The 20,380-nt window shown below is 69.8% G+C and carries 23 protein-coding genes and 1 pseudogene; 14 read left to right on the plus strand and 10 right to left on the minus strand.

Translation table 11 applies throughout. The annotated features are described in order from the left end of the window. The first annotated feature begins 65 nt into the window (after positions 1-65). From ACIBQ1_RS27665 to ACIBQ1_RS27680, 4 genes are read left to right on the plus strand one after another with little or no spacing between them, the layout of a single operon-like run. Positions 66-1,007 carry an ABC transporter substrate-binding protein gene (locus tag ACIBQ1_RS27665; RefSeq protein ID WP_397281951.1) on the plus strand — a complete coding sequence of 314 codons (942 nt, stop codon included), beginning with the start codon at positions 66-68 and terminating at the stop codon, positions 1,005-1,007. A gap of 4 nt (positions 1,008-1,011) precedes the next feature. Further along, positions 1,012-1,932, plus strand: a complete 921-nt coding sequence (locus ACIBQ1_RS27670) for an amino acid ABC transporter permease (RefSeq protein WP_397281953.1) — start codon at positions 1,012-1,014, stop codon at positions 1,930-1,932. Then, the gene (locus ACIBQ1_RS27675; protein ID WP_397281956.1) at positions 1,929-2,696 is read left to right on the plus strand and encodes an amino acid ABC transporter ATP-binding protein; all 768 of its coding nucleotides are present in this window, start codon (positions 1,929-1,931) and stop codon (positions 2,694-2,696) included. Before ACIBQ1_RS27670 ends, ACIBQ1_RS27675 begins: the two co-directional genes overlap by 4 nt. A gap of 34 nt (positions 2,697-2,730) precedes the next feature. Then, positions 2,731-3,894 carry a pyridoxal phosphate-dependent aminotransferase gene (locus ACIBQ1_RS27680; RefSeq protein ID WP_397281958.1) on the plus strand — a complete coding sequence of 388 codons (1,164 nt, stop codon included), beginning with the start codon at positions 2,731-2,733 and terminating at the stop codon, positions 3,892-3,894. A 74-nt stretch (positions 3,895-3,968) separates the two neighbouring features. Here the strand turns inward: ACIBQ1_RS27680 and ACIBQ1_RS27685 are convergent, their stop codons facing one another. Beyond that, entirely contained in the window at positions 3,969-4,463 is a 495-nt protein-coding gene (locus tag ACIBQ1_RS27685; protein ID WP_397281960.1) for a MarR family winged helix-turn-helix transcriptional regulator, read from the minus strand. 130 nt (positions 4,464-4,593) lie between these two features. On the opposite strand from ACIBQ1_RS27685, the gene ACIBQ1_RS27690 reads away from it, so the two are divergent. Then, positions 4,594-5,022: a PPOX class F420-dependent oxidoreductase gene (locus ACIBQ1_RS27690; protein ID WP_397281962.1), complete on the plus strand. Its 429-nt coding sequence runs from the start codon at positions 4,594-4,596 to the stop codon at positions 5,020-5,022. Between the two features lie 182 nt (positions 5,023-5,204). Here the strand turns inward: ACIBQ1_RS27690 and npdG are convergent, their stop codons facing one another. Then, positions 5,205-5,858: an NADPH-dependent F420 reductase gene (gene npdG / locus ACIBQ1_RS27695; protein ID WP_397281963.1), complete on the minus strand. Its 654-nt coding sequence runs from the start codon at positions 5,856-5,858 to the stop codon at positions 5,205-5,207. Positions 5,859-6,227: 369 nt separating this feature from the next. Here npdG and ACIBQ1_RS27700 point away from each other — a divergent pair, with 369 nt between their 5' ends. Continuing rightward, complete coding sequence (locus tag ACIBQ1_RS27700) at positions 6,228-6,707, plus strand: nitroreductase/quinone reductase family protein (RefSeq protein WP_397281965.1); 480 nt, start codon at positions 6,228-6,230, stop codon at positions 6,705-6,707. Positions 6,708-7,035: 328 nt separating this feature from the next. Here the strand turns inward: ACIBQ1_RS27700 and ACIBQ1_RS27705 are convergent, their stop codons facing one another. Then, positions 7,036-7,512: a luciferase family protein gene (locus ACIBQ1_RS27705; protein WP_397281967.1), complete on the minus strand. Its 477-nt coding sequence runs from the start codon at positions 7,510-7,512 to the stop codon at positions 7,036-7,038. 130 nt (positions 7,513-7,642) lie between these two features. Here ACIBQ1_RS27705 and ACIBQ1_RS27710 point away from each other — a divergent pair, with 130 nt between their 5' ends. The 3 genes from ACIBQ1_RS27710 to ACIBQ1_RS27720 all read left to right on the plus strand — a co-directional run bounded on the left by ACIBQ1_RS27710 (position 7,643) and on the right by ACIBQ1_RS27720 (position 8,912). Continuing rightward, positions 7,643-7,924: a winged helix-turn-helix transcriptional regulator gene (locus ACIBQ1_RS27710; protein WP_397281969.1), complete on the plus strand. Its 282-nt coding sequence runs from the start codon at positions 7,643-7,645 to the stop codon at positions 7,922-7,924. Between the two features lie 163 nt (positions 7,925-8,087). After that, positions 8,088-8,603 (plus strand): glutathione S-transferase C-terminal domain-containing protein, encoded by a 516-nt coding sequence (locus ACIBQ1_RS27715; protein ID WP_397281971.1) that lies wholly within the window; start codon positions 8,088-8,090, stop codon positions 8,601-8,603. 132 nt (positions 8,604-8,735) lie between these two features. Then, complete coding sequence (locus ACIBQ1_RS27720; protein ID WP_397281973.1) at positions 8,736-8,912, plus strand: hypothetical protein; 177 nt, start codon at positions 8,736-8,738, stop codon at positions 8,910-8,912. An 18-nt stretch (positions 8,913-8,930) separates the two neighbouring features. On the opposite strand, the gene ACIBQ1_RS27725 is transcribed toward ACIBQ1_RS27720, so the two are convergent. Further along, the gene (locus ACIBQ1_RS27725; RefSeq protein WP_397281974.1) at positions 8,931-9,950 is read right to left on the minus strand and encodes an LLM class flavin-dependent oxidoreductase; all 1,020 of its coding nucleotides are present in this window, start codon (positions 9,948-9,950) and stop codon (positions 8,931-8,933) included. A gap of 90 nt (positions 9,951-10,040) precedes the next feature. Further along, a pseudogene (locus ACIBQ1_RS27730) lies at positions 10,041-10,231 on the minus strand (hypothetical protein). Between the two features lie 207 nt (positions 10,232-10,438). On the opposite strand from ACIBQ1_RS27730, the gene ACIBQ1_RS27735 reads away from it, so the two are divergent. Together ACIBQ1_RS27735 and ACIBQ1_RS27740 are read left to right on the plus strand one after the other, a co-directional pair. Then, a complete protein-coding gene (locus tag ACIBQ1_RS27735) occupies positions 10,439-12,298 on the plus strand; it encodes a glycosyltransferase (RefSeq protein ID WP_397281976.1) in 1,860 nt (619 codons plus the stop codon). A gap of 347 nt (positions 12,299-12,645) precedes the next feature. Then, positions 12,646-13,830, plus strand: a complete 1,185-nt coding sequence (locus ACIBQ1_RS27740; RefSeq protein WP_397281978.1) for an acyltransferase family protein — start codon at positions 12,646-12,648, stop codon at positions 13,828-13,830. 244 nt (positions 13,831-14,074) lie between these two features. On the opposite strand, the gene ACIBQ1_RS27745 is transcribed toward ACIBQ1_RS27740, so the two are convergent. The 4 genes from ACIBQ1_RS27745 to ACIBQ1_RS27760 form a co-directional block, all read right to left on the minus strand. Next, positions 14,075-15,559: an LCP family protein gene (locus tag ACIBQ1_RS27745; protein WP_397281980.1), complete on the minus strand. Its 1,485-nt coding sequence runs from the start codon at positions 15,557-15,559 to the stop codon at positions 14,075-14,077. Between the two features lie 203 nt (positions 15,560-15,762). Next, positions 15,763-16,413: a class I SAM-dependent methyltransferase gene (locus tag ACIBQ1_RS27750; RefSeq protein ID WP_397281982.1), complete on the minus strand. Its 651-nt coding sequence runs from the start codon at positions 16,411-16,413 to the stop codon at positions 15,763-15,765. Positions 16,414-16,539: 126 nt separating this feature from the next. Beyond that, a complete protein-coding gene (locus ACIBQ1_RS27755; RefSeq protein ID WP_397281983.1) occupies positions 16,540-17,082 on the minus strand; it encodes an SUKH-4 family immunity protein in 543 nt (180 codons plus the stop codon). Between the two features lie 29 nt (positions 17,083-17,111). Continuing rightward, on the minus strand, positions 17,112-17,450 hold the full coding sequence (locus tag ACIBQ1_RS27760; RefSeq protein WP_397281985.1) for a hypothetical protein: 339 nt from the start codon (positions 17,448-17,450) through the stop codon (positions 17,112-17,114). Positions 17,451-17,949: 499 nt separating this feature from the next. Between ACIBQ1_RS27760 and ACIBQ1_RS27765 the strand changes: the two genes are divergently transcribed. The 3 genes from ACIBQ1_RS27765 to ACIBQ1_RS27775 all read left to right on the plus strand — a co-directional run bounded on the left by ACIBQ1_RS27765 (position 17,950) and on the right by ACIBQ1_RS27775 (position 20,099). Beyond that, positions 17,950-18,756 (plus strand): amino acid ABC transporter permease, encoded by an 807-nt coding sequence (locus ACIBQ1_RS27765; RefSeq protein WP_397281987.1) that lies wholly within the window; start codon positions 17,950-17,952, stop codon positions 18,754-18,756. A gap of 62 nt (positions 18,757-18,818) precedes the next feature. Then, positions 18,819-19,082: an ATP-binding cassette domain-containing protein gene (locus ACIBQ1_RS27770; protein ID WP_397281989.1), complete on the plus strand. Its 264-nt coding sequence runs from the start codon at positions 18,819-18,821 to the stop codon at positions 19,080-19,082. 282 nt (positions 19,083-19,364) lie between these two features. Continuing rightward, on the plus strand, positions 19,365-20,099 hold the full coding sequence (locus ACIBQ1_RS27775) for an ABC transporter permease (RefSeq protein WP_397281991.1): 735 nt from the start codon (positions 19,365-19,367) through the stop codon (positions 20,097-20,099). Between the two features lie 50 nt (positions 20,100-20,149). Here the strand turns inward: ACIBQ1_RS27775 and tnpA are convergent. After that, positions 20,150-20,380, minus strand: a 231-nt coding sequence (gene tnpA / locus ACIBQ1_RS27780; protein ID WP_397281992.1) for an IS200/IS605 family transposase, incomplete at its 5' end; no start/stop codon positions are given.

Below are 20,380 nucleotides of genomic sequence, written 5' to 3' on the forward strand. Positions count from 1 at the left end.
TATCTGGCATGCCAGATACTCATACCCCTCTCCCCATCCCTCGCCCCCAACGCCCGGAGACCCAGATGAAGAAAACCTGGCAGTTCGCCACTCTGGCCGCCGCGGCCTGCCTCGGCCTGTCCGCGTGCGGCGGTGGTACCGCAGGCACCGGTGCGAGTTCGCAGGTGGGCGCCGAGAGCGGCCCGCAGGACGTGACCGCGCCGATCGTCAAGGCCGTCACCAAGGACGACAAGCTCGCCGGGCAGGTCGCCGACCTGCAGGGCAAGCCGATCGTGGTCGGGGCCAACCTGCAGACCCCGCCGAACGGCTTCCTCGCCGCGGACGCCCGCACGCCGATCGGCTTCGAGATCGACCTGATCACCGCGATCAACAAGAAGCTGGGCCTGGAGACCCAGATCCAGAACATGCCGTTCGACACGCTGATCACCAGCTTGCAGAGCAAGCGGGTCAGCATGACCATCTCGTCGATGAACGACAACGCGACCCGGCAGGAGAAGATCGACTTCGTCGACTACTTCAACTCCGGCATCACGCTGATGGTCAAGAAGGGCAACCCGTCGGGCATCAAGAGCCCCGAGGATCTGTGCGGCAAGAAGGCCAGCACCGCCCCCGGCTCCTCGCAGGAGGAGTGGATGGAGAAGGTCGGCCCGTCGATGTGCCAGGCCAAGGGCAAGCCGCCGATCCAGATCGTCACCAGCAACCTGGACCAGCAGCGGCTCAACGACCTGAAGTCCGGGCGCAACGACACCGAGGTCAACGACCTCCCGTACGTGAGCTACGCGACCACGAACGCCGGCAAGGGCCAGGACTTCGAGGCCGTCCCCGGCAAGCCGATCCTCGCCACGCCGTACGGCATCGGCTTCCACAAGGACACGCCCGAGCTGCGTGACGCGGTCCGCGGCGCACTGCAGGAACTGATCGACGACGGCACCTACGGCAAGATCCTCAAGGCCTGGAACGTCTCGAACGGGGCGATCGTGAAGACGGTCGTCAACGGCGGGAAGTAGCCCCATGTCCACACAAACCACCGCCCGCCACGGCGCCGCCGGCCCGGAGATGCGCAAACGCAGCCACCCGCTGCGCTGGGTGGCCGGAGTCCTGATCATCGCCGTGGTCGCCGGGATCGTCTACGCCATGGCCCAGGCGAAGATCATCTGGCCGGACGTCGCGAACTACATCGTCTCGCCGAACATGGTCCAGGCGGTCTGGAAGACGGTGCTGCTCGCGGTGATCTCCCAGGTCATCGCGGTCGTGCTGGGCGTGATCGTGGCCGTGTTGCGCATCTCGGCGAACCCGGTGGCGAGGAACGCGGCCTGGGTCTACATCTGGCTGTTCCGCGGCGTGCCGGTGCTGCTGCAGATCCTCATCTGGTACAACCTGTCGATGGTCGTGGACCGGATCACGATCCCCAGCCCGTTCGGCGGCGTGCTCTTCACCAGCACCACGAACGATCTGATGACGCCGTTCATGGCGGCGCTGCTCGGCCTGGCGCTGAACGAGTCGGCCTACATGGCGGAGATCATCCGCAGCGGCATCAAGAGCGTCGACCACGGCCAGATCGAGGCGGCCGGCGCGCTCGGCATGTCGCCGGCCCGCACCATGTGCAAGATCGTACTGCCCCAGGCGATGCGGGTCATCATCCCGCCGACCGGCAACGACTTCATCAACATGCTGAAGACCACGTCGCTCGCCTCGGTCATCACCTACGAGGAACTGCTGCGGGCCGCGCAGAACATCTCCAGCCGCAACCTCCAGGTCATGGAGACGCTGTTCGCCGCGGGCTTCTGGTACATGGTCGTGGTCAGCGTCACCGGCGTCGGCCAGTATTACCTGGAGCGGGCGTACGACGTGTCGGCGCCAGGCGCGAAGTCGGCGAGCGTCTCGATCCTGCGCACGATCCTGCGGCCCCCGATGAAGAGGTCCAAGGCATGAGCAGCGAACCGATCATCAAGGCCGTCGGCGTGCGCAAGTCGTTCGGCCCGCTCGAAGTCCTGTCCGGCATCGACCTGGAGGTGGACCGCGGCGAGGTGGTGTGCCTGCTGGGGGCCTCCGGCGCCGGCAAGAGCACGTTCCTGCGCGCGATCAACCGGCTGGAGACCATCGACGACGGCCAGATCTGGGTGGAGGACCAGCTCATCGGCTACGAGCCGCGCGGCGGCCACTTCCGGGAGATGACCCCCAAGCAGGTGGCCAGGCAGCGCGTGCCGATCGGCATGGTCTTCCAGCGGTTCAACCTGTTCGCTCACCTGACCGTGCTGCAGAACATCATCGAGGCGCCGCGCGGCGTACTCGGCCGCCCGAAGGCCCAGGCGAAGCAGCGTGCCGTCGAGCTGCTCAACAGCGTCGGCCTGTCCGACAAGGCGGGCCACTACCCGGCGCAGCTCTCCGGCGGGCAGCAGCAGCGCGTGGCGATCGCCCGCGCGCTGGCCATGGACCCCAAGGTGATGCTGTTCGACGAGCCGACCTCGGCGCTCGACCCCGAGCTGGTCGGCGAGGTGCTCAAGGTGATGACCGACCTCGCCAGGGGAGGCATGACCATGGTCGTCGTGACCCACGAGATGGGGTTCGCCCGCCAGGCCGCCGACAGGGTCGTGTTCATGCACCAGGGGACCATCGTCGAGTCGGCTCCGCCGGAGGAGTTCTTCGACAACCCCCGGCACGAGCGCACCAAGCAGTTCCTCCGCAGCATCCACTGACCGCCGGACGCGGTCCTCCAGGAAAGAGCCCAGCATGCGCGCTGCCCCCGCCGTCGCAGGCATGAAGCACAACGGCATCCGTACGATCATGGATCTGGCGATGTCCGGCAACCGCCCCGACCTGATCCGGCTGGAGATCGGCGAGCCCGGCTTCCCGACGCCCGCGCACGTGGTGCGCGCGGCCGACGAGGCCGCGGCGGCGGGGCGGACCAAGTACACGGCCAATGCCGGGATCCCCGAACTGCGGGCGGCGCTCAGCGACAAGATCAAGCGGGTCAACGGGTTCGACGCCCGCCCCGAGGACATCGTGGTCACGGCCGGCGGGGTGCAGGCGCTGTTCGCCACGCTCACCGCGCTGGTCGAGCCGGGCGACGACGTCCTGATCCCGGATCCGGCCTGGCCCAACTACATCGCGTTCGGGAAGATCCTCGGCGCCTCGACGACGGCGTACTCGCTGGCGCCCGAGACCGGATTCATGCCCGACCTCGCCGAGCTGGAACGACTCGTGACGCCGCGCACCAAGGTGCTCATGCTCAACTCGCCGTCCAACCCCGTGGGCTCGGTGTTCCCGGCCGAGGTCCTCGCCGAGTTGATCGCCTTCGCCGAGCGGAACGACCTGTGGATCGTCTCCGACGAGTGCTACGACCAGGTCGTGTTCGACGACACCTTCGCCTCCACGTCGGCCGTCGGCGGCGCGGACCGGACGATCTCGGTGTTCACCTTCTCCAAGACGTACGCGATGACCGGCTGGCGCATCGGCTACCTGGCGGCGCCGCCGTCGCTCGCGGAGGTGATCACGCGGCTGCAGGAGCCGATGGTCTCCTGCATCAGCACGCCGGGCCAGTACGCGGCACTGGCGGCGCTCACCGGGCCGCAGGATGAGCAGCGTGCGATGGTCGAGACCTATCGGTCCAACCGCGATCTCGCCGTCGCGGAGTTCGCCGCCCACGGCTTCGACGTCTACCAGCCGCAGGGAGCCTTCTACCTGTGGATGCGCACCGGCAACGAGGATCTCGACGGCATGGAGATCGCCAAGAGACTGATCACCGACCACGGCGTCGCGGTCGGCCCCGGCCCCGCTTTCGGCGAACGTTCGGGGGAGTACATCCGCCTGTCGCTCGCGGCTTCCGCCGGGGACCTGCGCGAGGGCATCCGCCGCATCTGCGCCAGCGGCCTCCTCCACCCCACCCACACCTGAGACCGTGCCGGTGACCGGTCAAGACCTCCGCTGTCCGGAGGACGTCCGGGGGTGCCGGAACGCGCGGGGTGGGGTCAGCAGGTGTCCCTGTGGGGCGATGTCCTGCATCTTGTGATGATCGCGGCCAACGTGCTGCGGAGGTGTTCGCGGTCGTCGGGTGCGAGCTGCGAGGTGAGCCGGCCCAGCTCCGCGCTGACCTCGGAATGGAAGGCGATGGCCGCCTGGCGGCCGGTGTCGGTCAGCGTCACCTGCACCGCGCGCCGGTCGCCGGGTACGGATGATCGCTGCGCGAGACCGCGGCGCTCGGCACGATTCATGAGACCGGTGAGCGCGGCCTTCTCCACGCCGAAGCTCCGGGCGAGTTCGGCCATGCCTCTGGGGCCGCCGAGCAGGACGCACAGGAGCTTGGCCTGGACGGGCGTCAGATCGTGGCGCTCGGAGATGCGGGTGTAGATGCCCTGCACCAGGCTGGTGAGCTGGACCAGCCCGGTGGCGACGTCCATGTTCGCGCCGTCGAAGCCGGCGTGCCGTCCATCGGGTGCGCACCCCTGCCCAACGGCCACCGTCATGGCCGCGATCGTTTGCGCCGTCTCATCCACGCCACTACGGTACAGTACGCATATAGTTAACGTAGCATACAGTGTGTGGCATGAACTGTTGCGCCGCGTGCTGATCCTCGCATGAGAAGGAAGGCCCGAGGTGTCTTTCAACGAAGAAGAGATCGCCTACCTGCGATCTCAGCGGCTGGGCCGGATCGCCACCGTCTCGGACGACGGCCAGCCGGACGTGGTGCCGGTGGGGTTCGAGTTCGACGGGACGTACGTGTACGTGGGCGGGATCGACCCGGACAGGACCCGGAAGTTCCGCAACGTGCGGGACGGGAACGCCAAGGTCGCGATCGTCGTCGACGACCTGCCGTCGGCCGATCCGTGGACGCCGCGCTACCTGCGGATCTACGGGGACGCCGAACTCATCGAACGGCAGGGCCGGTTCGGGCCCGCGTCCTACATGCGGATCACCCCCACGGTGTCGTGGAGCTTCAACCTGGAAGGGCTGCCGTTCAGCCATGACCGCGAGGTCCACGTCCAGCGCACCGTCCACCAGGCCGTAGCCGGCCAGGGCGCCTAGCCGGGCCATCCCGGCCGAGCCGGCAGCCGTCGCGAGCGGGCCGCGTGGCATGCGCGATCGCGTTCTCCGATTCACCGTCTCACCGGCGCGAGCCCGCTCTGCGAACGTCCGCCTCCTCCCTCGCCCTCGCCTCCGCCTCGCCGAGCGTCGTGGTGCTCGGCGAGGCGGAGGCAGCGGGAACGTCACACGTCTGTGATGCGGACTCCCGCATGCGCGCCATAGCGTCGGTTGATCGCGATCAGGTTGGCCGTCAGCGCCTCCACCTGGTGGGCGTTGCGCAACCGTCCGCCGTACACTCCGCGCATACCCGGCACCACGTCGGCCAGTGCGCGTACGACGTCGGTGGCCTCGCGGTCGTCGCCGAGCACGAGCACGTCGGTGCGCAGCTCGGGAGTCGACAGGTCGGCCAGCTGCACGGCCGACACGTGGTGGAAGGCGGCCGTCACCCGGGACTCCGGCAGCAGCTTCGCCGCCTGCAGCGCGGCACTGCCGTCCTCGACGGGGAGCGCGAACGGGCCCTGCTTGTCGAAGCCGAGCGGGTTCACGCAGTCGATGACGATCTTGCCGGCGAGCTGGTCGCGCAGCGAGGCCAGCAGCTCGCCGTGGCCCTCCCACGGCACCGCGACGAGCACGACGTCCGCCGTGGCGGCCGTGCCCAGGTTGTCCATGCCGGTCACGCCGTCGCCCAGCTCGGCGGCGGCGGCCTCGGCACGCTCGACGCTCCGCGAGCCGATGATCACCTTGATGCCGGCCCCGGCCCAGCGCAGCGCGAGGCCCTTCCCCTGCGGGCCGGTGCCCCCGAGCACGCCCACCTTCAGGCCCGTCACGTCGGTCATCGTTTCCTCCTGTAGTGAACTGGTTATCCCGCTCATCCGCCGGACGCCGATCCTGTCGGCCCGGGGCGACGAGCCGGCCATGAGGTCTCCGCCGGCTTGACTCGCAGCAACCGTCCCCGGCGAACGGCCGGCTCACAGCCATCCCTTGTGCTCGCACGCGGTCATGTCGTCGTCGGCGGGCAAGCTCATGGATCTCCTCGCAAGTGGCACTGTGCGAATATAGTTAATGACATGTACTGTATGCGTCGATAACGATGATAGCTGCGAGGGCCCGTCCTCGACGCAGGTCGGCCGTGGCTCAGGGATGACCGTTGCCCTGTGGGCGGTCACCGTTCCTTCGATCACAAGCGCACCCATGGAGGAAGTCGCATGAGTTTCGACACGCGTTCCGGGACCCGCGGCGCTCGTCAGCCCTCGGCGGGATGGGCGTTCCGCTGGTTCAACAAGTTGATGGCCAAGCGGATCCGCCGCAGGGGCGGCGGCAAATTCCAGGGCTTCAACGCCCTGGTCCTGACGACCGTGGGCGCCAAGAGCGGGCTGGAGCGGGCGAATCCGGTCGGCTGGTTCCCCGGCAAGGACGGCAGCTGGCTGATCGTCGCGTCGGCGGCCGGGGCGGCGGGGAACCCGGCGTGGTACTACAACCTCGCCGCTCATCCCGACAAGGTTCAGATCGAGTTCGACGGCCGCAAGATAGCCGTGGTCGCCGAGCAGTTGCATGGGGTGGCGCGGGCGGACGCCTGGCGGCAGATCATCGCCGCCGCGCCCCGTTTCGGGCAGTACCAGGTGAAGACCGACCGGGAGCTGCCGATCATCCGCCTGGTGCCCCGATCCGGCCAAGGCGCTGCGTGAATGGTCTGACCGCAACGGGAGGCGCCGTCGTCCGGCTCGTGGCACGACGGCGCCCGGCCGTACGCCGCCGGGCTGGGGCTGGAGCGTTCGGTCGTGGACGGCGGCTCCGGCGTCTCACCGGCTGACCGCCTCCCGTCGCACGCCGCCATCGCGTACGGCCGGGCGCAGCACCAGGGACTCGATCTCCACAAGCGCCCGGGTGAGGTCGGCACCGCCGTCGGTCCTGCATCCGAGGACCTGGCCGCGTTGAGGAGCGGCGCGCACAAGGCGGGACGAACGTCGCAAGGCGGGACGAGCGCGCCACTCCGGCAACGTGACGGCGGAATTCTCAAACCTGCGCCGTCACGGGCCGTCCACACGCGAAGTGGTAGCTCTCCTGCACGAGGCCCCACACCACGGCGAATTCCGCGTCGTCCTTCGGCCCGTACACCATGACCCAGGTTTCGTAGCCCATCCCCAGTGCGACAACCGGATGGGGCTCGGCCCACCCCGCTGCCGTCGCCTCCGCGGCGCGCTGCGGCGGCAGGGCGAGGTGGAGGCTGCCGCTGCCGTCGCCATGCAGGTGGGCGAACTCGGTGCCCACCATGAACGCCATGCGCGGGCCCGTGGCGAGCGCGGGATCCAGGTGCAGGGCACGCGATCTCGGGTCCGAAACACCGCTTCGGCCGGCCCGTACCCCGGGCAGGCCGGTCATCATCCGCCACAGTTCGTCCTGCAGCGGCTGGGGCGCGGGCTGGTCGAGTTGGATGTGCGGCGTGGCCGGCGTGGTACGGGGACGTGGCCCCAGGCGTTGAGGTATCTTCACGGACCTCACGTTAGTATCGCAAAGATACTAGTTACCAAGTGGAAACCAGGTCGAAGTGAAACAGCTGACATCCGACCCATGCCCGTTCGGACCGGTTGTGGACCTGGTCTTCGCTCGATGGACGTCACACGTGCTCTGGGTCCTGGCACAGCAGGGCCGGCTTCGATTCACCGAGCTGCGTACCCACCTGCCCGGGATCACGCCCAAAGTGCTCACCGAACGGCTCCGCAAGCTGGAGCGCGACGGCTTCGTGGTGCGGAGCTACCACGCGGAGGTCCCGCCACGGGTCGAATACGAGATCACCGACCTCGCGCGGACCCTCATCCCGGCGTTCCGCGTGCTCGCCGACTGGTCGGACAACCACCTCGGCGAGGTGCACGCCGCCCAGCGCCGCTTCGACAACCAGAGGTAGACGTCCTCGCCCCCCGGCTCAGCCTGCCGGGCGTCGCGCCCGACGGGTGGAGCGGAGACGGGGCTGGTGCCCGATCTCGGCGGAGCTTTCGCCGCTCCCACTACAACATCGTCACGTCCGACCCGGCACTGTCGCAGCAGGTGGCCGCCACCCTTCCGGGCCGGTGCGCCCTGTGCTGTGGGACCGGCGGACCGGCACGATCGTCAGCAACAACTTCCCCGACATCACGATCGACCTGGCCACCCGGTTCGAGCGGTGGGCCGGCACCTCGGTCGACCTCTATCCGGACGCGCTGCGCCCGGAGATCAACAAGCTGAACGGATGGATCTACCACGACGTCAACGCCGGCGTCTCCCGCGTGGCCCGCGCCGCCAGGGAGGACGACCGCGAGCAGGAGCGCCACCCGGTGGTCGCGGCGCTGGAACGGCTGGACGAGCGCCTGGCCGAGCAGCGGTTCCTGGCCGGGGACACGATCACCGAGGCGGACGTGCGGCTGTGGGTGACGCTGGCCAGGTTCGACGCCGAGTACAACCGGGGCCACCTCATCAGCGAGCGGGAGCTGAGCGTCTTCGAACACCTGTGGCCGTACGCCCGCGACCTCTATCGGCATCCGGCCTTCCGGGAGACGACCGAAGGGCTGCCCGCCGCCTGGGATGCCCCGCACGGGCGGGGCAGATGACGCACCCGGGCCGCCGAGGGCCGCAGCGGGATCCGGCGCATCAGGATCAGGGATTTCCGGATCATCAGCGACAGCGGCCCCGACTTCGCCGGCTACGACCTCGGCCCCACCTCGCCCGAACTCCAGACCGGCGTGCTCGGCAGCTGCGTCACCCACATCTTCCTCATCAAGGCGGCCGAACTGGCGGTGCTGATCGACTCGCCCGCCACCGATGAGGAGCGGGTGTGCCCGATACTCAACCTGATCCGCAACCCGCAGCCGGTCAGCGGAACGGTGGTCCGGACCCGGGCGGGAGCGCCACTGGTCTGACGGGCGCCCTAGGCCGGGTTAGTGCCCTGGCCGCCAGCCGAGCTCGGGGCCGAGCCTGGTGGCGATGTCGGTGAGGATCTGCACGTAGTCCTCATGATCGAAGGTGAACGGCAGCGCGAACGCGACCTCGTCGATCTCCCGGAAGGCGGCATGGTCGTAGAGCCGCTCGGCGATCTCCGCGGAGCTGCCGACGAGGTCGGGCGCGAACATCAGCCGCGCCGGCCCCTGGGGCGTGGCGGTCCGGGGCGTGCGCTTGTCGGCGTACTCCTGGTACTTGGCCCGCTGCTGTGCCGAGGCCGTGTCGGTGGGGATGACGACCAGGCCCTGCGAGACGCGGGCGCGGTCGCCGGCGGGGTGGTGCGCGCGGAACTCCCGTACGTGGGAGAGCTGGATCTCGGCGAAGTCCTCGGACTTCTCCGCCTTCACGACGCTGCTGGTCAGGAAGTTCATGGCGTGCTCGCCGGCCCACCGCGCCGAGCTCAGGCTGCCGCCGCCGTACCACATGCGCTCGCCCAGGCCGGGGGAGTGGGGCTGGACTCGGTCGGAGAAGACCTCGAAGCCCTCGGTCCCGTGGAAGCCGGTGGCCGGCTCGCCCCGTACGAAGTCCAGCAGCCGTCGCACGCGTTCGTAGCCGAAGTCCTCAAGGTCGCCGGTGCCGGGGTAGAGCGCGTCCTTGACCTGGTCGTAGTGGAAGGGCGGGCGGACGCTGACGCCCGGATTGAGGCGCCCCCCGGACAGGAGGTCCACTGTCGCCAGGTCTTCGGCGAGCCGCAGCGGGTTCTCCCAGCCCAGGGGGATGACCGCGGTGCCCAGCTCGATGCGGCTGGTGCGCTGGGAGGCCGCCGCCAGGACGGTGAGCGGGGAGGAGATGCCGTACTGCAGATGGCGGTGCCGCACCCACGCGCTGTCGAAACCCAGCTGCTCGCCGAGTGCGATGATCTCGAGTGTCGACTCGTGGCCCCGGCGCGGGTCGGCCTCGTCGAACAGCCCGATCGTCAAGAAGCCCAGCTTACGCAGCGGCTGTGCGGACAGCGGCATGGACGTCCCTTCTCAATCCAGCATTTCATCCCAAGATAGCGGGGAATCGTCCGGCATCGTCCGCGCCTGCTGGCAAACAACCATTTGCTCTCAGGTCTCCAGGCCGGTGAGCACCCCGTCGGTGAGGACCTCGGCGATCTGCTCGGCGGTGAGCTCGCCGGTCGGGGAGAACCACTCCGTGGCCGAGTTGAGCATGCCGATGATGGCCAGCACCGTCACCCGCCCGCCTCGATGCCCTCGTCGATGATCTGCGAGAAGAGGGCCTCGTACCGGCGGCGCAGCTTGACGACGCGGCGCCTGCCGGTGGAGGAGAGGTAGGTCCACTGGTGCGCGGCCGGCGATCAGCGCGAGCGTGGCGGCGGCCTGCCGGCCCTGCTCGTCAACGCGAGGTTGATCCCATCCGAAACCCGCCCCCGTGGCGTAAAGGTTAGCGTCGCGCTAACCGAGTGATGAGCGGGCGTTATCACAATCTTCCGTACCGTTCGTTCATGAGATCAGGGAGCAGAGCGGCGGTCCCGGCGCCGGTCTCCGTCGCGTTCCTGGGCCTGGGGGTGGTCGTCGGCTTCGCCGCGCGCACGCCCGCGTGGACCGCGGCGGACACGAGCGTGAGCCAGGCGGTGCAGTCGCTCCGCGGTCCGTGGCCGACGGCCGTGGCGCAGGTCCTGAACGTGGGGTTCGGCAACGTCGGGGGCACGGTCCTGGCCGCCCTCCTCGTCGTGGGGATCGCCGTGTCGGGACGGACGCGCGCCGCCGGCGGCGTGTTGCTGGTGATCGCCGCGGGGTGGGGCGTGAGCGCGCTGGTCAAGGTCATCGTCGCCCGCCCCCGGCCCGCGGAGGTCCACGCCCTGGTCCGGGGGCTGGGCCCCGACAGCTTTCCCAGCGGTCACGTGTGCCTGACCCTGTCGATCGTGATCGCCGTCGCGCTGCTGGCCAGGAAGAGCAGGTGCTTCTGGTTCGTCGTGGCGGTGGGCGGCGTCCTGGTGGCCGGCCAGATGGCCGCGAGGGTCTATCTCGGGGCGCACTATCTCACCGACACGCTGGGCTCGCTCATCCTGGCCCCGGCCGCCATCCACCTCGTCCTCAACGCGCGAAGAGCCGGACTGTTCCTGCTGCGCGCGGACAACCGCCGCAGGGCGCGCCGGGCCGGGCCGCGCAGCACCCGGCAGGTGAAGATCCTGCTGCTGCACGCGCACGGCATGGGCGGCACCATCAGGACCGTCTTCAACCTCGCGGGCACGCTGGCGGCCCATCATGACGTGGAGATCGTCAGCGTCACCAGGACCAGGGACACGCCCTTCTTCGAGGTGCCGCCCGGCGTTCGCGTCACCTTCCTGGACGAGCGCGCGGATCGCCGGCCGCGCGGCGTCCTGCTCCGCAGCAGGCTCATCCCTCGGGAGGAGGCCGCGTACGACAGGTTCGACCTGCGTACCGACCTCGCTCTGCTGCGCTTCCTGCGCGGCCTGCGCACCGGCGTCCTGATCACCACGCGCCCCGGACTCAACCTGGCCACCGCCCTGCTGACGCCGCCCGGCGTGATCACGATCGGGCAGGAGCACGTCGGCTTCGGCTCGCACAAGCCCTCCGTCCGGGAAATGATCGCCCGCAGGTACGGCAGGCTCGACGCCCTCGTCACCCTGACCGAGGCCGACCTGAGCGCCTACCGCGCGGCCCTGGGTCCCCGCGCGCCGCGACACCTGCTGCGCATCCCCAACGCCACGCCGCCGCTCACCGGCGGGCAATCTCCCCTGAACGCCAAGACCGTCATCGCCATCGGCCGCCTGACCAAGGTCAAGGGGTTCGACCTGCTGCTGCGCGCCTGGCAACGCATCAGCGCCACCCACCCCGGCTGGACGCTGCGCATCGTCGGCTCAGGGCCCGAGCGCGTCCGCCTGCTCAAGCTGGTCGGCGACCTCGGGCTGGCCTGCTCGGTCGAGCTGCCCGGCCCCTCCCGCGACGTCGGCGCCGAACTCGACGACGCCTCGATCTTCGTGCTCAGCTCCCGCCGCGAGGGGTTCCCGATGACCATCCTGGAGGCGCTGAGCAAGGGCGTGCCCGTGGTCGCCTTCGACTGCCCGCACGGGCCCGGCGAGATCATCACGCACGGCCACGACGGGCTCCTCGTTCCCCGGCGGGACGTCGCCGCCCTGGCCGCGGCGGTCGGTCTCCTCATCGAGGACGAGGCCGGGCGCCACCTGATGGGCGCGGCCGCGCTGGACACCGCCAAGCGGTACGACCCGGAGATCGCCGGCCGGCGCTGGACCGAGCTGCTGACCGAGCTCGAGGCAGCACCGCCGGGTACGCCCCCGGCACGGGCAGCGCATCGGGAGGCGGGCCGGACACCCCGCTGACCGTGCTCGCGCCGGCCGCGAGCGGGCCTTCGCGGCACGGCCCGCCGGCCGAGCAGGTCCGCCGCCTGACCATCACCGTGGAGCCGGAACCGCCCGGAACGGCTTGGTGCGCCGCTCAGCCGCCTCAAGCGCCTCGGCCCCGTCCGCGGCCGGCTCGTTTTTGCTGCGCGGCCCCACACCGATCCCTTCACGGCCCCACACCGATCCCTTCACGGCCCCGACCCGGGCCGGGCGCGAGGCGGCGCTCCCGTTCCGGATCGCCGAGCGGACGATCTGGGGATCACGACTCCGATAGGTTCGGACATATGGTCACTGCTCCTCCTCAACCCCCTCATGCCGCGCGGGCGATGCCTTCCAGACTCGCCTGGCTGGACGCGTTGCGTGGCGTGGGAGCGCTCGCGGTCGTGGGGGAGCACCTGACGACCTGGGCCATGCCCTGGTTACGCCCCACCGCGTTCAACCTGGGCATATACGGCGTCCTGGTCTTCTTCCTGGTCAGCGGATACATCATCCCCACCTCGCTGGAACGGCACGGCGATGTGCGGGCCTTCTGGATCGGCCGCATCTTCCGCCTCTATCCGCTCTATCTCGCGGCCATCGGCCTGACCCTGGGTCTGTCATGGTGGATCCCCGTTCGCCAGGAGGTGCCCAGGGACGCGTCTTCGGTGGCCGCGCACGCCACGATGCTGATGGGCGTGGTGGGAGTGGCCGGCGTGCTGAACACCATGTGGACGCTCTCGTACGAGATGGTCTTCTACCTGCTGGTCGTCGCGCTGTTCGTGACCGGGGTGCGTGACAGCCGCGGGTTGCTCCCGATCGTGCTCGCGCTGATCGCCCTGGTCGCGGGCATCGGGCTGTCCGGCGCGCCGCTGTCGGGCGCATGGCCGGTCTGGCTGTCGTTCGCCGCGTTCGTCATCGGCCTGGCCTGCGTGATCTCGGGACGCGCGCGCACGGCCGCGGCCTGCGCCCTGGGGGTCATGGCGCTGGCCCTGGTGCTGTCGAGCAGCCGCGTCCCGTGGTTCGGCGCGGCGATCCTCGCGGTCATGTTCGCCGGCACGGCGATTCGCAGGTGGGAGCGGGGCGAGGGGCCGCTCTGGCCGGTGGCCGTCGCCGCCGCGCTGGTGGCGTCGATTCCCCTCTGGGCGGTCAACGCCGGCTGGTGGTGGGTGCAGCCGGACGTGTGGAGCCTGACCATCGTCCTGGCGGGCGCCACCTTCGCGGCCGCCATGGCCTGGCGCGGCCGCCGGGTGCCCGCCCTCCTGATCTGGCTGGGCACGATCAGCTACTCCCTCTACCTGGTGCACCTGCCGATCCTGCTCGTCATCATGCAGCTGGTGGGGGAGATGCGCTGGTCGCCCCTGCCCGCGCAGCTCGGCATCGGGGCGGTCTTCCTCGTGGTGCTCCTGCCGGGCAGCTGGCTCAGCCACCGGTATCTCGAACAGCCCCTGCAGCGCGTCGGACGCCGACTGGCCGGCCGGCGCTCCGGCGCGGGAGGCGGACACCCGGGCCTTGCTGGGACGGTGACCACCTAAATACCCCAAAGGGAACTAGCGGCCGTATTTCCCGCGTTATCGATCTACGACGAGACCGACCGCGACGTCATCGATATCCGGCCGGAGGCCGACGGCAGCATGGTGGTCCCCGGCAGCTTCCCCATCCACGACCTGCCCGACCTCGACGTCCATCTCGAAAGCCGTCCTGACGGCGACTACACCACCGTCGCCGGCGTCGATGACGAGACGGGCGGCGTCGCCGGGGGAGCGGGCCGTCCGTCGGTCAGGACCCCTTCTTCGTGGGCACGCATGACGAGTTCAGCGTGTCCAGCCGGCCGGTCTGCCGGGTGCGCTGACGCGGCGAGCCCGTGGGGGTCGCCGTACTGCTGGCCGTACTCGTCGGGGAAGGGGAGGCGGCCTCGGCGCGGACCGTCTTGTCCGAGCCGCGGGAGCGCGCGATGGCAGTCCGCACCGCCTTACGGATGCGTACATAATCCGGGTACGCCGGGTTGTAGGCGGGCGGAACGAAGTTCAGCTTGGACACCCGGGCGTTCTTGACCTGCTGGGCCAGCGGCACCAGGTCCTGCAGCAGGTCGCGCGGGATGTCGGTGTGGAAGGTCTCCTTGGCCGCCCTGGCCAGGGCGTTGAACTTCAGCAGCACGTTGCTCGGGTTGAGCTGGGTGAGCATGGCGTTCATCACGCACTGCTGGCGACGCATCCTGGTGTTGTTGTCGGCGCCCGCGCAGGTGCTGCCCGGATGGTCGCGGGCCCGGCCGTACCAGAGGGCCTGGGTGCCGTCGAGGGTGCGGGTGCCGGCCTTGACCACGCCGCCGTCGGAGCGGCCCACGCCGTAGCAGATGTCCTGCTCGACGTTGATGGTGACGCCGCCGAGCGCGTCGATCAGGCGCGCCACGCCCCACATGTTGACGAGCATGTAGTAGTCGACTTTGAGGCCGAGGGTCTGGCCGAGTGCGCCCTTGACCGCCTCCGGGGCGCGGGTGGGGGAGTGGCCGGTGACCTCGGGGTGCGTGTCGGCGTAGGCCCAGATGCCGTTGATCAGGTCGGCGGAGCCGCGGCCCTGGCCCGGCGGCAGCCAGAAGTTCTTCGGCGGCGGGAACCGCTTGGCCAGCGCGGAACCCGGCGGGAACGGCACGTTCTCCATCTCGCGCGGCAACGCGAAGACCGTCGAGTCGCCCGTGCGGACATTGATGCTGACCACGTTGATGCTGTCGGTACGGATGCTCACCCCCTTGCGGGAGCTCGCGCCGTCGCCGCCCAGCAGCGCGATGTTGAGCCGATCGCGTCCCCGCCACGGGTCCGCGTGGTTGATCGACTGAGTGGGCGAGGACTTGAAGACCTCGTCGATGGCGTTGTCAGAGGTGTGGGCGGTCGCGGCGACCAGCCCGAAGGGCAGCGCCACGGCCACCGCCAGCAGCCCCGCGACCGCGCCCGTACCGATCTGGCTCCAGCGGCCGAGCCTGCTGGGACGCAGCACGATGTAGGAGCTGATCACGACCGCGGCCCACGCCAGCCCGGCCACCACGCACACGCCTATGATCACGCTCAGCCAGGTGGGGTCGAGGAGCAGACCGGCCAGTTCCTTGCCGTTGACCAGCGCGATTACGGCGCAGATCATCACCAGTACCCCGAAGGTCCCCACCATGATCAGTCCGGCGCGCCTGCGCCCGGCGCGCAAATGCGCGGCACCCGGCACGATGATTGACGCGAGCGTCCAGCCGATCACGGATGGAGCAGTCCACCTGCGCATCCGCCCTCCCCCTGAGCAACATCTGCCCCCATTGCGCAAGGAATGTAGCAAATCGGGTGTGTGGAGGTACTGACAAAGATCGAATTAACCCCCTTGCCGGGCGATCTCGCGAGCGCCGCCCCGCCCGACCCCACCCCCGGCGGGCAGGTGACGTGTGCGAGGTCGCCGCAGCCGACGGCTGGGCATTCACGCTGTAACTGCCGTCAACGCGGCGGCGCGTCGTAGACCAGGGTGTACCGCCAGAACAGGCGACGCCGGATCCGGGCGCCGGGCAACTCCTGTGCGGCCGCGTCCCGGATGTCCGCCAGGGTTTCCCGCGGCTCGGCGGTGGGCGCCGTCATGTGCAAGGGCGGCTCATCGGCGCGGCCCGGGTGCTTGACCACCCCCATGATCGGGTTGGCGGCCACCGCGAGCAGGGAGGTGAGCAGATCGGCGGGCCCGGCCTCCCGGTAGCAGCCGACGACCACGAGTCGCCCGCTCGGAGCAAGACAGCCGCGCAGTTCACGCAGGGTGGGCACCAGCGGGAGATGGTGCAGGACTGCGACGAGGGTGATGGCGTCCCAGCGCTGCCGCGGGTCGCGCCCGGCGAAGTCGGTTCGGACGATGGTGACCGCCGGGTCGCCGGTGAAACGCTCTGCCGCGGCGCGGGCGGTCGCGGCGTCGGGTTCGAACCCGGTGACGGTGGGGGCGCGGCGTCGGAGCAGAGCGGCGAGGTTGCCCGTGCCGCACCCGACGTCGAGGACGTGACGGGCGCCGGACGCGGCCACCTGGTGGGCGACCCAGCGGGCGTAGTGGTCGTTGTGGCTCCATGGGTGCTGCCGGTTGAAACGGTCGAGATGAGACAGGAGCGCCATGCCGATCACCCTAACGATCAGCACACCCGCCCGCGCCTCGTGGAGGTCTGCCTGGGGCGTAGCGCTCGTGGTCGGCATGGGGGCACATGTCACGGTCAGGCCCTGGGCGATCGGAATGTCGGCGGGTCACCACAGCCAGCGATCGAGGAACTCGGGCCAGATGAATCCGAGATGACCCTCGAAGGCCGGCGGGTCGATCTCCTTGAGCTCCTGCGCCAGTTCGGCAAGCTCGACCAGCGCTTCGTCTTCGTTCTCGTCCGCGTCGTTGAGGATCGGGGACCGGCTGACGTGGAGTCCGTAGTGGTGCAGCGTTCGCAGCCAGAGGTCGATGGTGGAGTTGGCGACCCACGCCTCACCGCCGGGCAGGACGTAGTGGACCCTGCCGGTGAGCGGCTCGGCGCCGAAGGCCCACTGCAGGCCGGCCACCGTGTCACCGTGGTGGTTCCGGGTAAGCCGGTACAGCCGGTGTCCTGATGTGGTCAGCAGTTCGGGATCCGGATCCGTCTGGAAGTCGACGTACTCGATGAGCCGATCAACGACGGGAACGCCGATGTTCACGAGCGGCCACTTGTGCTCCTCGGGGATTCTCCAGCCGGCCATGACGTCCGGATCAGCGCGGCTGACACGTTCTGCTCCGGCCCACGCGGCCAGGTCTTCATAGGTCGGCACCGGGACTCTCCAAGGATCGGCGGAGCGGGTCATCCACTCGCCACATCGACGACCTGGCCACCGTCCAGCGGCTGAACGACCCGAAGGCGCTCATGATATTTCGACGGCCGGCGGAGGACGGCTGAGTCAGGACCGCGGTCCGCGCGGGCCGACGATGAAGCGTCCCATCCGTCGGGCTCGGCCCGGGCGAAGCCGAAGACCAGGGCCATCAGGCCGGCGGTGGCCAGGACCGCCCCGATGGTGTCGATGTGCACCCCGGCCACGTGGGGCGCCGGGCGTACGGAGTACAGCACCCCGGCCGCGGCGAGGGCCGTGACGGGCAGGTTCACGTACACGCACCAGCGCCAGTCGAGGTGGTCGGTGAGCACTCCGCCCAGAGAACGCCCAGGCCGGAGGAGCTGCCCATCGCGGTGCCGTAGATGCCGAACGCCTTGCCGCGCTCGCCGGGGGAGGGGAAGGAGGCGGCGAGGGTCGCCGGCACAGCCGGGGTGAGCAGCGCCGCGAACCGGATGGGTCGATCCGGGGGAACGAACCGGGCCTGGCGTTGCCGCCTCTGGAGGAGCAGGTCGGCCGGTTTCTCGTCAAGCTCGTAGGCGTGAGCCTCGCGAAGAGGTGACGGTCCGGCCGGCCGGTGCCTCGCGGCGGCACTTCGACGAATTATATGTATATCCGGTAGGAAATGTTGACTTCATGCGGATGTGCTCGTAGCTTCGTGGTCATGAGCCAGGCCGCGAACCTGACCCGGCGCCCGCACGTGGACCACGGCCACGTCGCCAGCGCGCAATGTCACTGATCACGAAATCTCGTCATCAATCCCCCCTTCCTCCCATCGAGGAGTGATTCCGTGATCAAAATTGGAGGCGGCTCATGACGCTGCCGGAAGTGTGGGTGCCGCCCCACCAGGAGGCGGGGCGGTCGCTGGAGGTGGTGACGGCCCGTCGTCCGCTGGGGTGGCCGGCCGCCGCCTGCGTGCTCGTCGTGCTGGCGATGGTCGCCAGCGCCCTGGTGACCAACCCGGCCTGGGAGTGGGACGTCGTCGGGCAGTACCTGTTCGCGCCGTCGGTGGTGCGCTCGGTGCTGCTCACGCTGGAGCTGACCGCGCTGGGCATCGTGCTCGGGTTCGCGCTGGGCACGGTGCTGGCGCTGATGCGGCTCTCTCGCAACCGGCGGCTGTCGTCGGTGGCCTGGGGATACGTGTGGCTGTTCCGGTCGGTGCCGCTCATCTTGCAACTGCTGTTCTGGTACAATCTGGCGCTGCTCTATCCGCGGCTGTCGGTGGGCGTGCCGTTCGGGCCCGCGTTCTTCGACTTCGGCACCATGGACCTGATCGGGCCGCTGACCGCGGCAGTGCTCGGGCTGGCGCTGCACCAGGCCGCGTACGCCGCCGAGATCGTCCGCGGCGGCCTGCTGTCGGTGGACCACGGGCAGCGCGAGGCGGCGGCCGCTCTGGGACTGCCGCCGGCACGGCGGTTGTTCCGGATCATCCTGCCGCAGGCCATGCGGACCATCGTGCCCAACGCCGGCAACGAGATCATCGGCCTGGTCAAAGGGACGTCGGTGGTGTACATCATGGCGCTGCTGCTGGTGGCGGCCATCTGGTACCTCGTCCTGACCACTTTCCTGTCGATCGCGCAGCACTACGTGGAGCGGTACTACGGCAGGGGGCGGGCATGAGCGGGCGAACCGACGAACCCGGCCGCCTTCGAGGTCCCGGCGAAGGAGGGGGCGGGAGTCCCATGGTGGAGCTGCGCGGCGTGCACAAGAGCTTCGGCTCCCTGCACGTGCTGCGCGGTGTGGACCTGGACGTCCGCCGGGGGCACGTCCTGGTGATCGTGGGGCCGTCGGGATCGGGGAAGTCGACGCTCCTGCGTACGATCAACCACCTGGAGAAGGTGGACCGCGGCTCGGTCCGGGTGAACGGGCACCTGCTCGGCTACCGCCAGATCGGCGACCGCATGCACGAGCTGCCCGAACGCGAGGTGTTGCGGCACCGCACCTAGATCGGGTTCGTCTTCCAGGCGTTCAACCTGTTCCCGCACCTCACCGTCAAGCAGAACCTCATGGAGGCGCCGCTGTCGGCCCAGCGCCGCCGACGGCCGGTACCTGGCCGAGCTGGCGGGCGAGCCGGACATCCCCGCCGACTGGTCGGACGCCATCGCCCGGCACCAGGAGACCATCGACATCCTGGCCGAGGAGACCGGCAACCCGGTGCTGAAGGCCCAGGACCTGTACGACCTGCGCTTCCAGGCGGTCGGCGCGGACGCGCTCAAGGACGGTGCCTGATGACGCTCGTCGCCTCCCGCCCGGCCGTGGGCGCCCCCGCGCGCAGGCGCCGCCTGCGGCCCGGCTCGCGGATCAGGTTCGGCTTCCTGGCGGGCCCGCTTCTGCTGCTCGTGCTCTGGGCGGCCGCCTCGGCGACCGGTCTGCTGGATCCCCGGTTCCTGTCCGCGCCGTGGACCGTGGTCACCACCGCGGCCGACCTGACCGAGTCCGGCCGCCTGCAGTCCAACCTGCTGGCGTCCGTCCAGCGCGTGGCGCTGGGGTTGGCCTTCGGCGTGCCGCTCGGCACCCTGCTCGCGCTGGTCTCCGGGCTGAGCCGCTGGGGCGAGGCACTGATCGACGGGCCGATCCAGATCAAGCGGGCCATCCCGGCGCTCGCGCTGATGCCGCTGCTGATCCTGTGGCTGGGCATCGGCGAGGGGATGAAGGTGACCGTCATCGCCCTCGGCGTGTTCGTGCCGATCTACATTCACACGCACAACGGGCTCCGCGGCATCGACGCCCGCTACGTCGAGCTCGCCGAGACCGTCGGCCTCGGCCGCGGCGTGTTCATCAGGAAGGTGGTCCTGCCGCGCGCGCTGCCGGGGTTCCTGCTCGGCATGCGCTTCGCGGTCACCACGGCCTGGCTGTACCTGGTCGTGGCCGAGCTCATCAACTCCACCACCGGCATCGGCTACCGGAATCGTCGGCAGTGCTCCGGCCTTCAGACCGGGGGTGAAGCCGACCAGCCCGCGTAGCGGGGCAAGAACAGCCGTTTCGCCGCCAGGCGGACCGGCGTCCACCGCGCTCAGACCGGCCGGTTCTGCTGCTCGATGTACTGGCGCAGGACACTGATCGGAGCGCCGCCCACCGATCCGGCGAAGTAGGAGCCCGACCACAGCTTGTTCGCCCGGTAGTAGTGGCGGGCCAGTTCGGGGAACTCTTGACGCATCCGGCGCGAGGACACGCCCTTGAGGCTGTTGACCAGCTTGGACAGGGCCACCTTGGGTGGGAAGCTGACCAGCAGGTGGACGTGGTT

Source organism: Nonomuraea sp. NPDC050153 (assembly GCF_044460125.1).
GTDB lineage: Bacteria > Actinomycetota > Actinomycetes > Streptosporangiales > Streptosporangiaceae > Nonomuraea.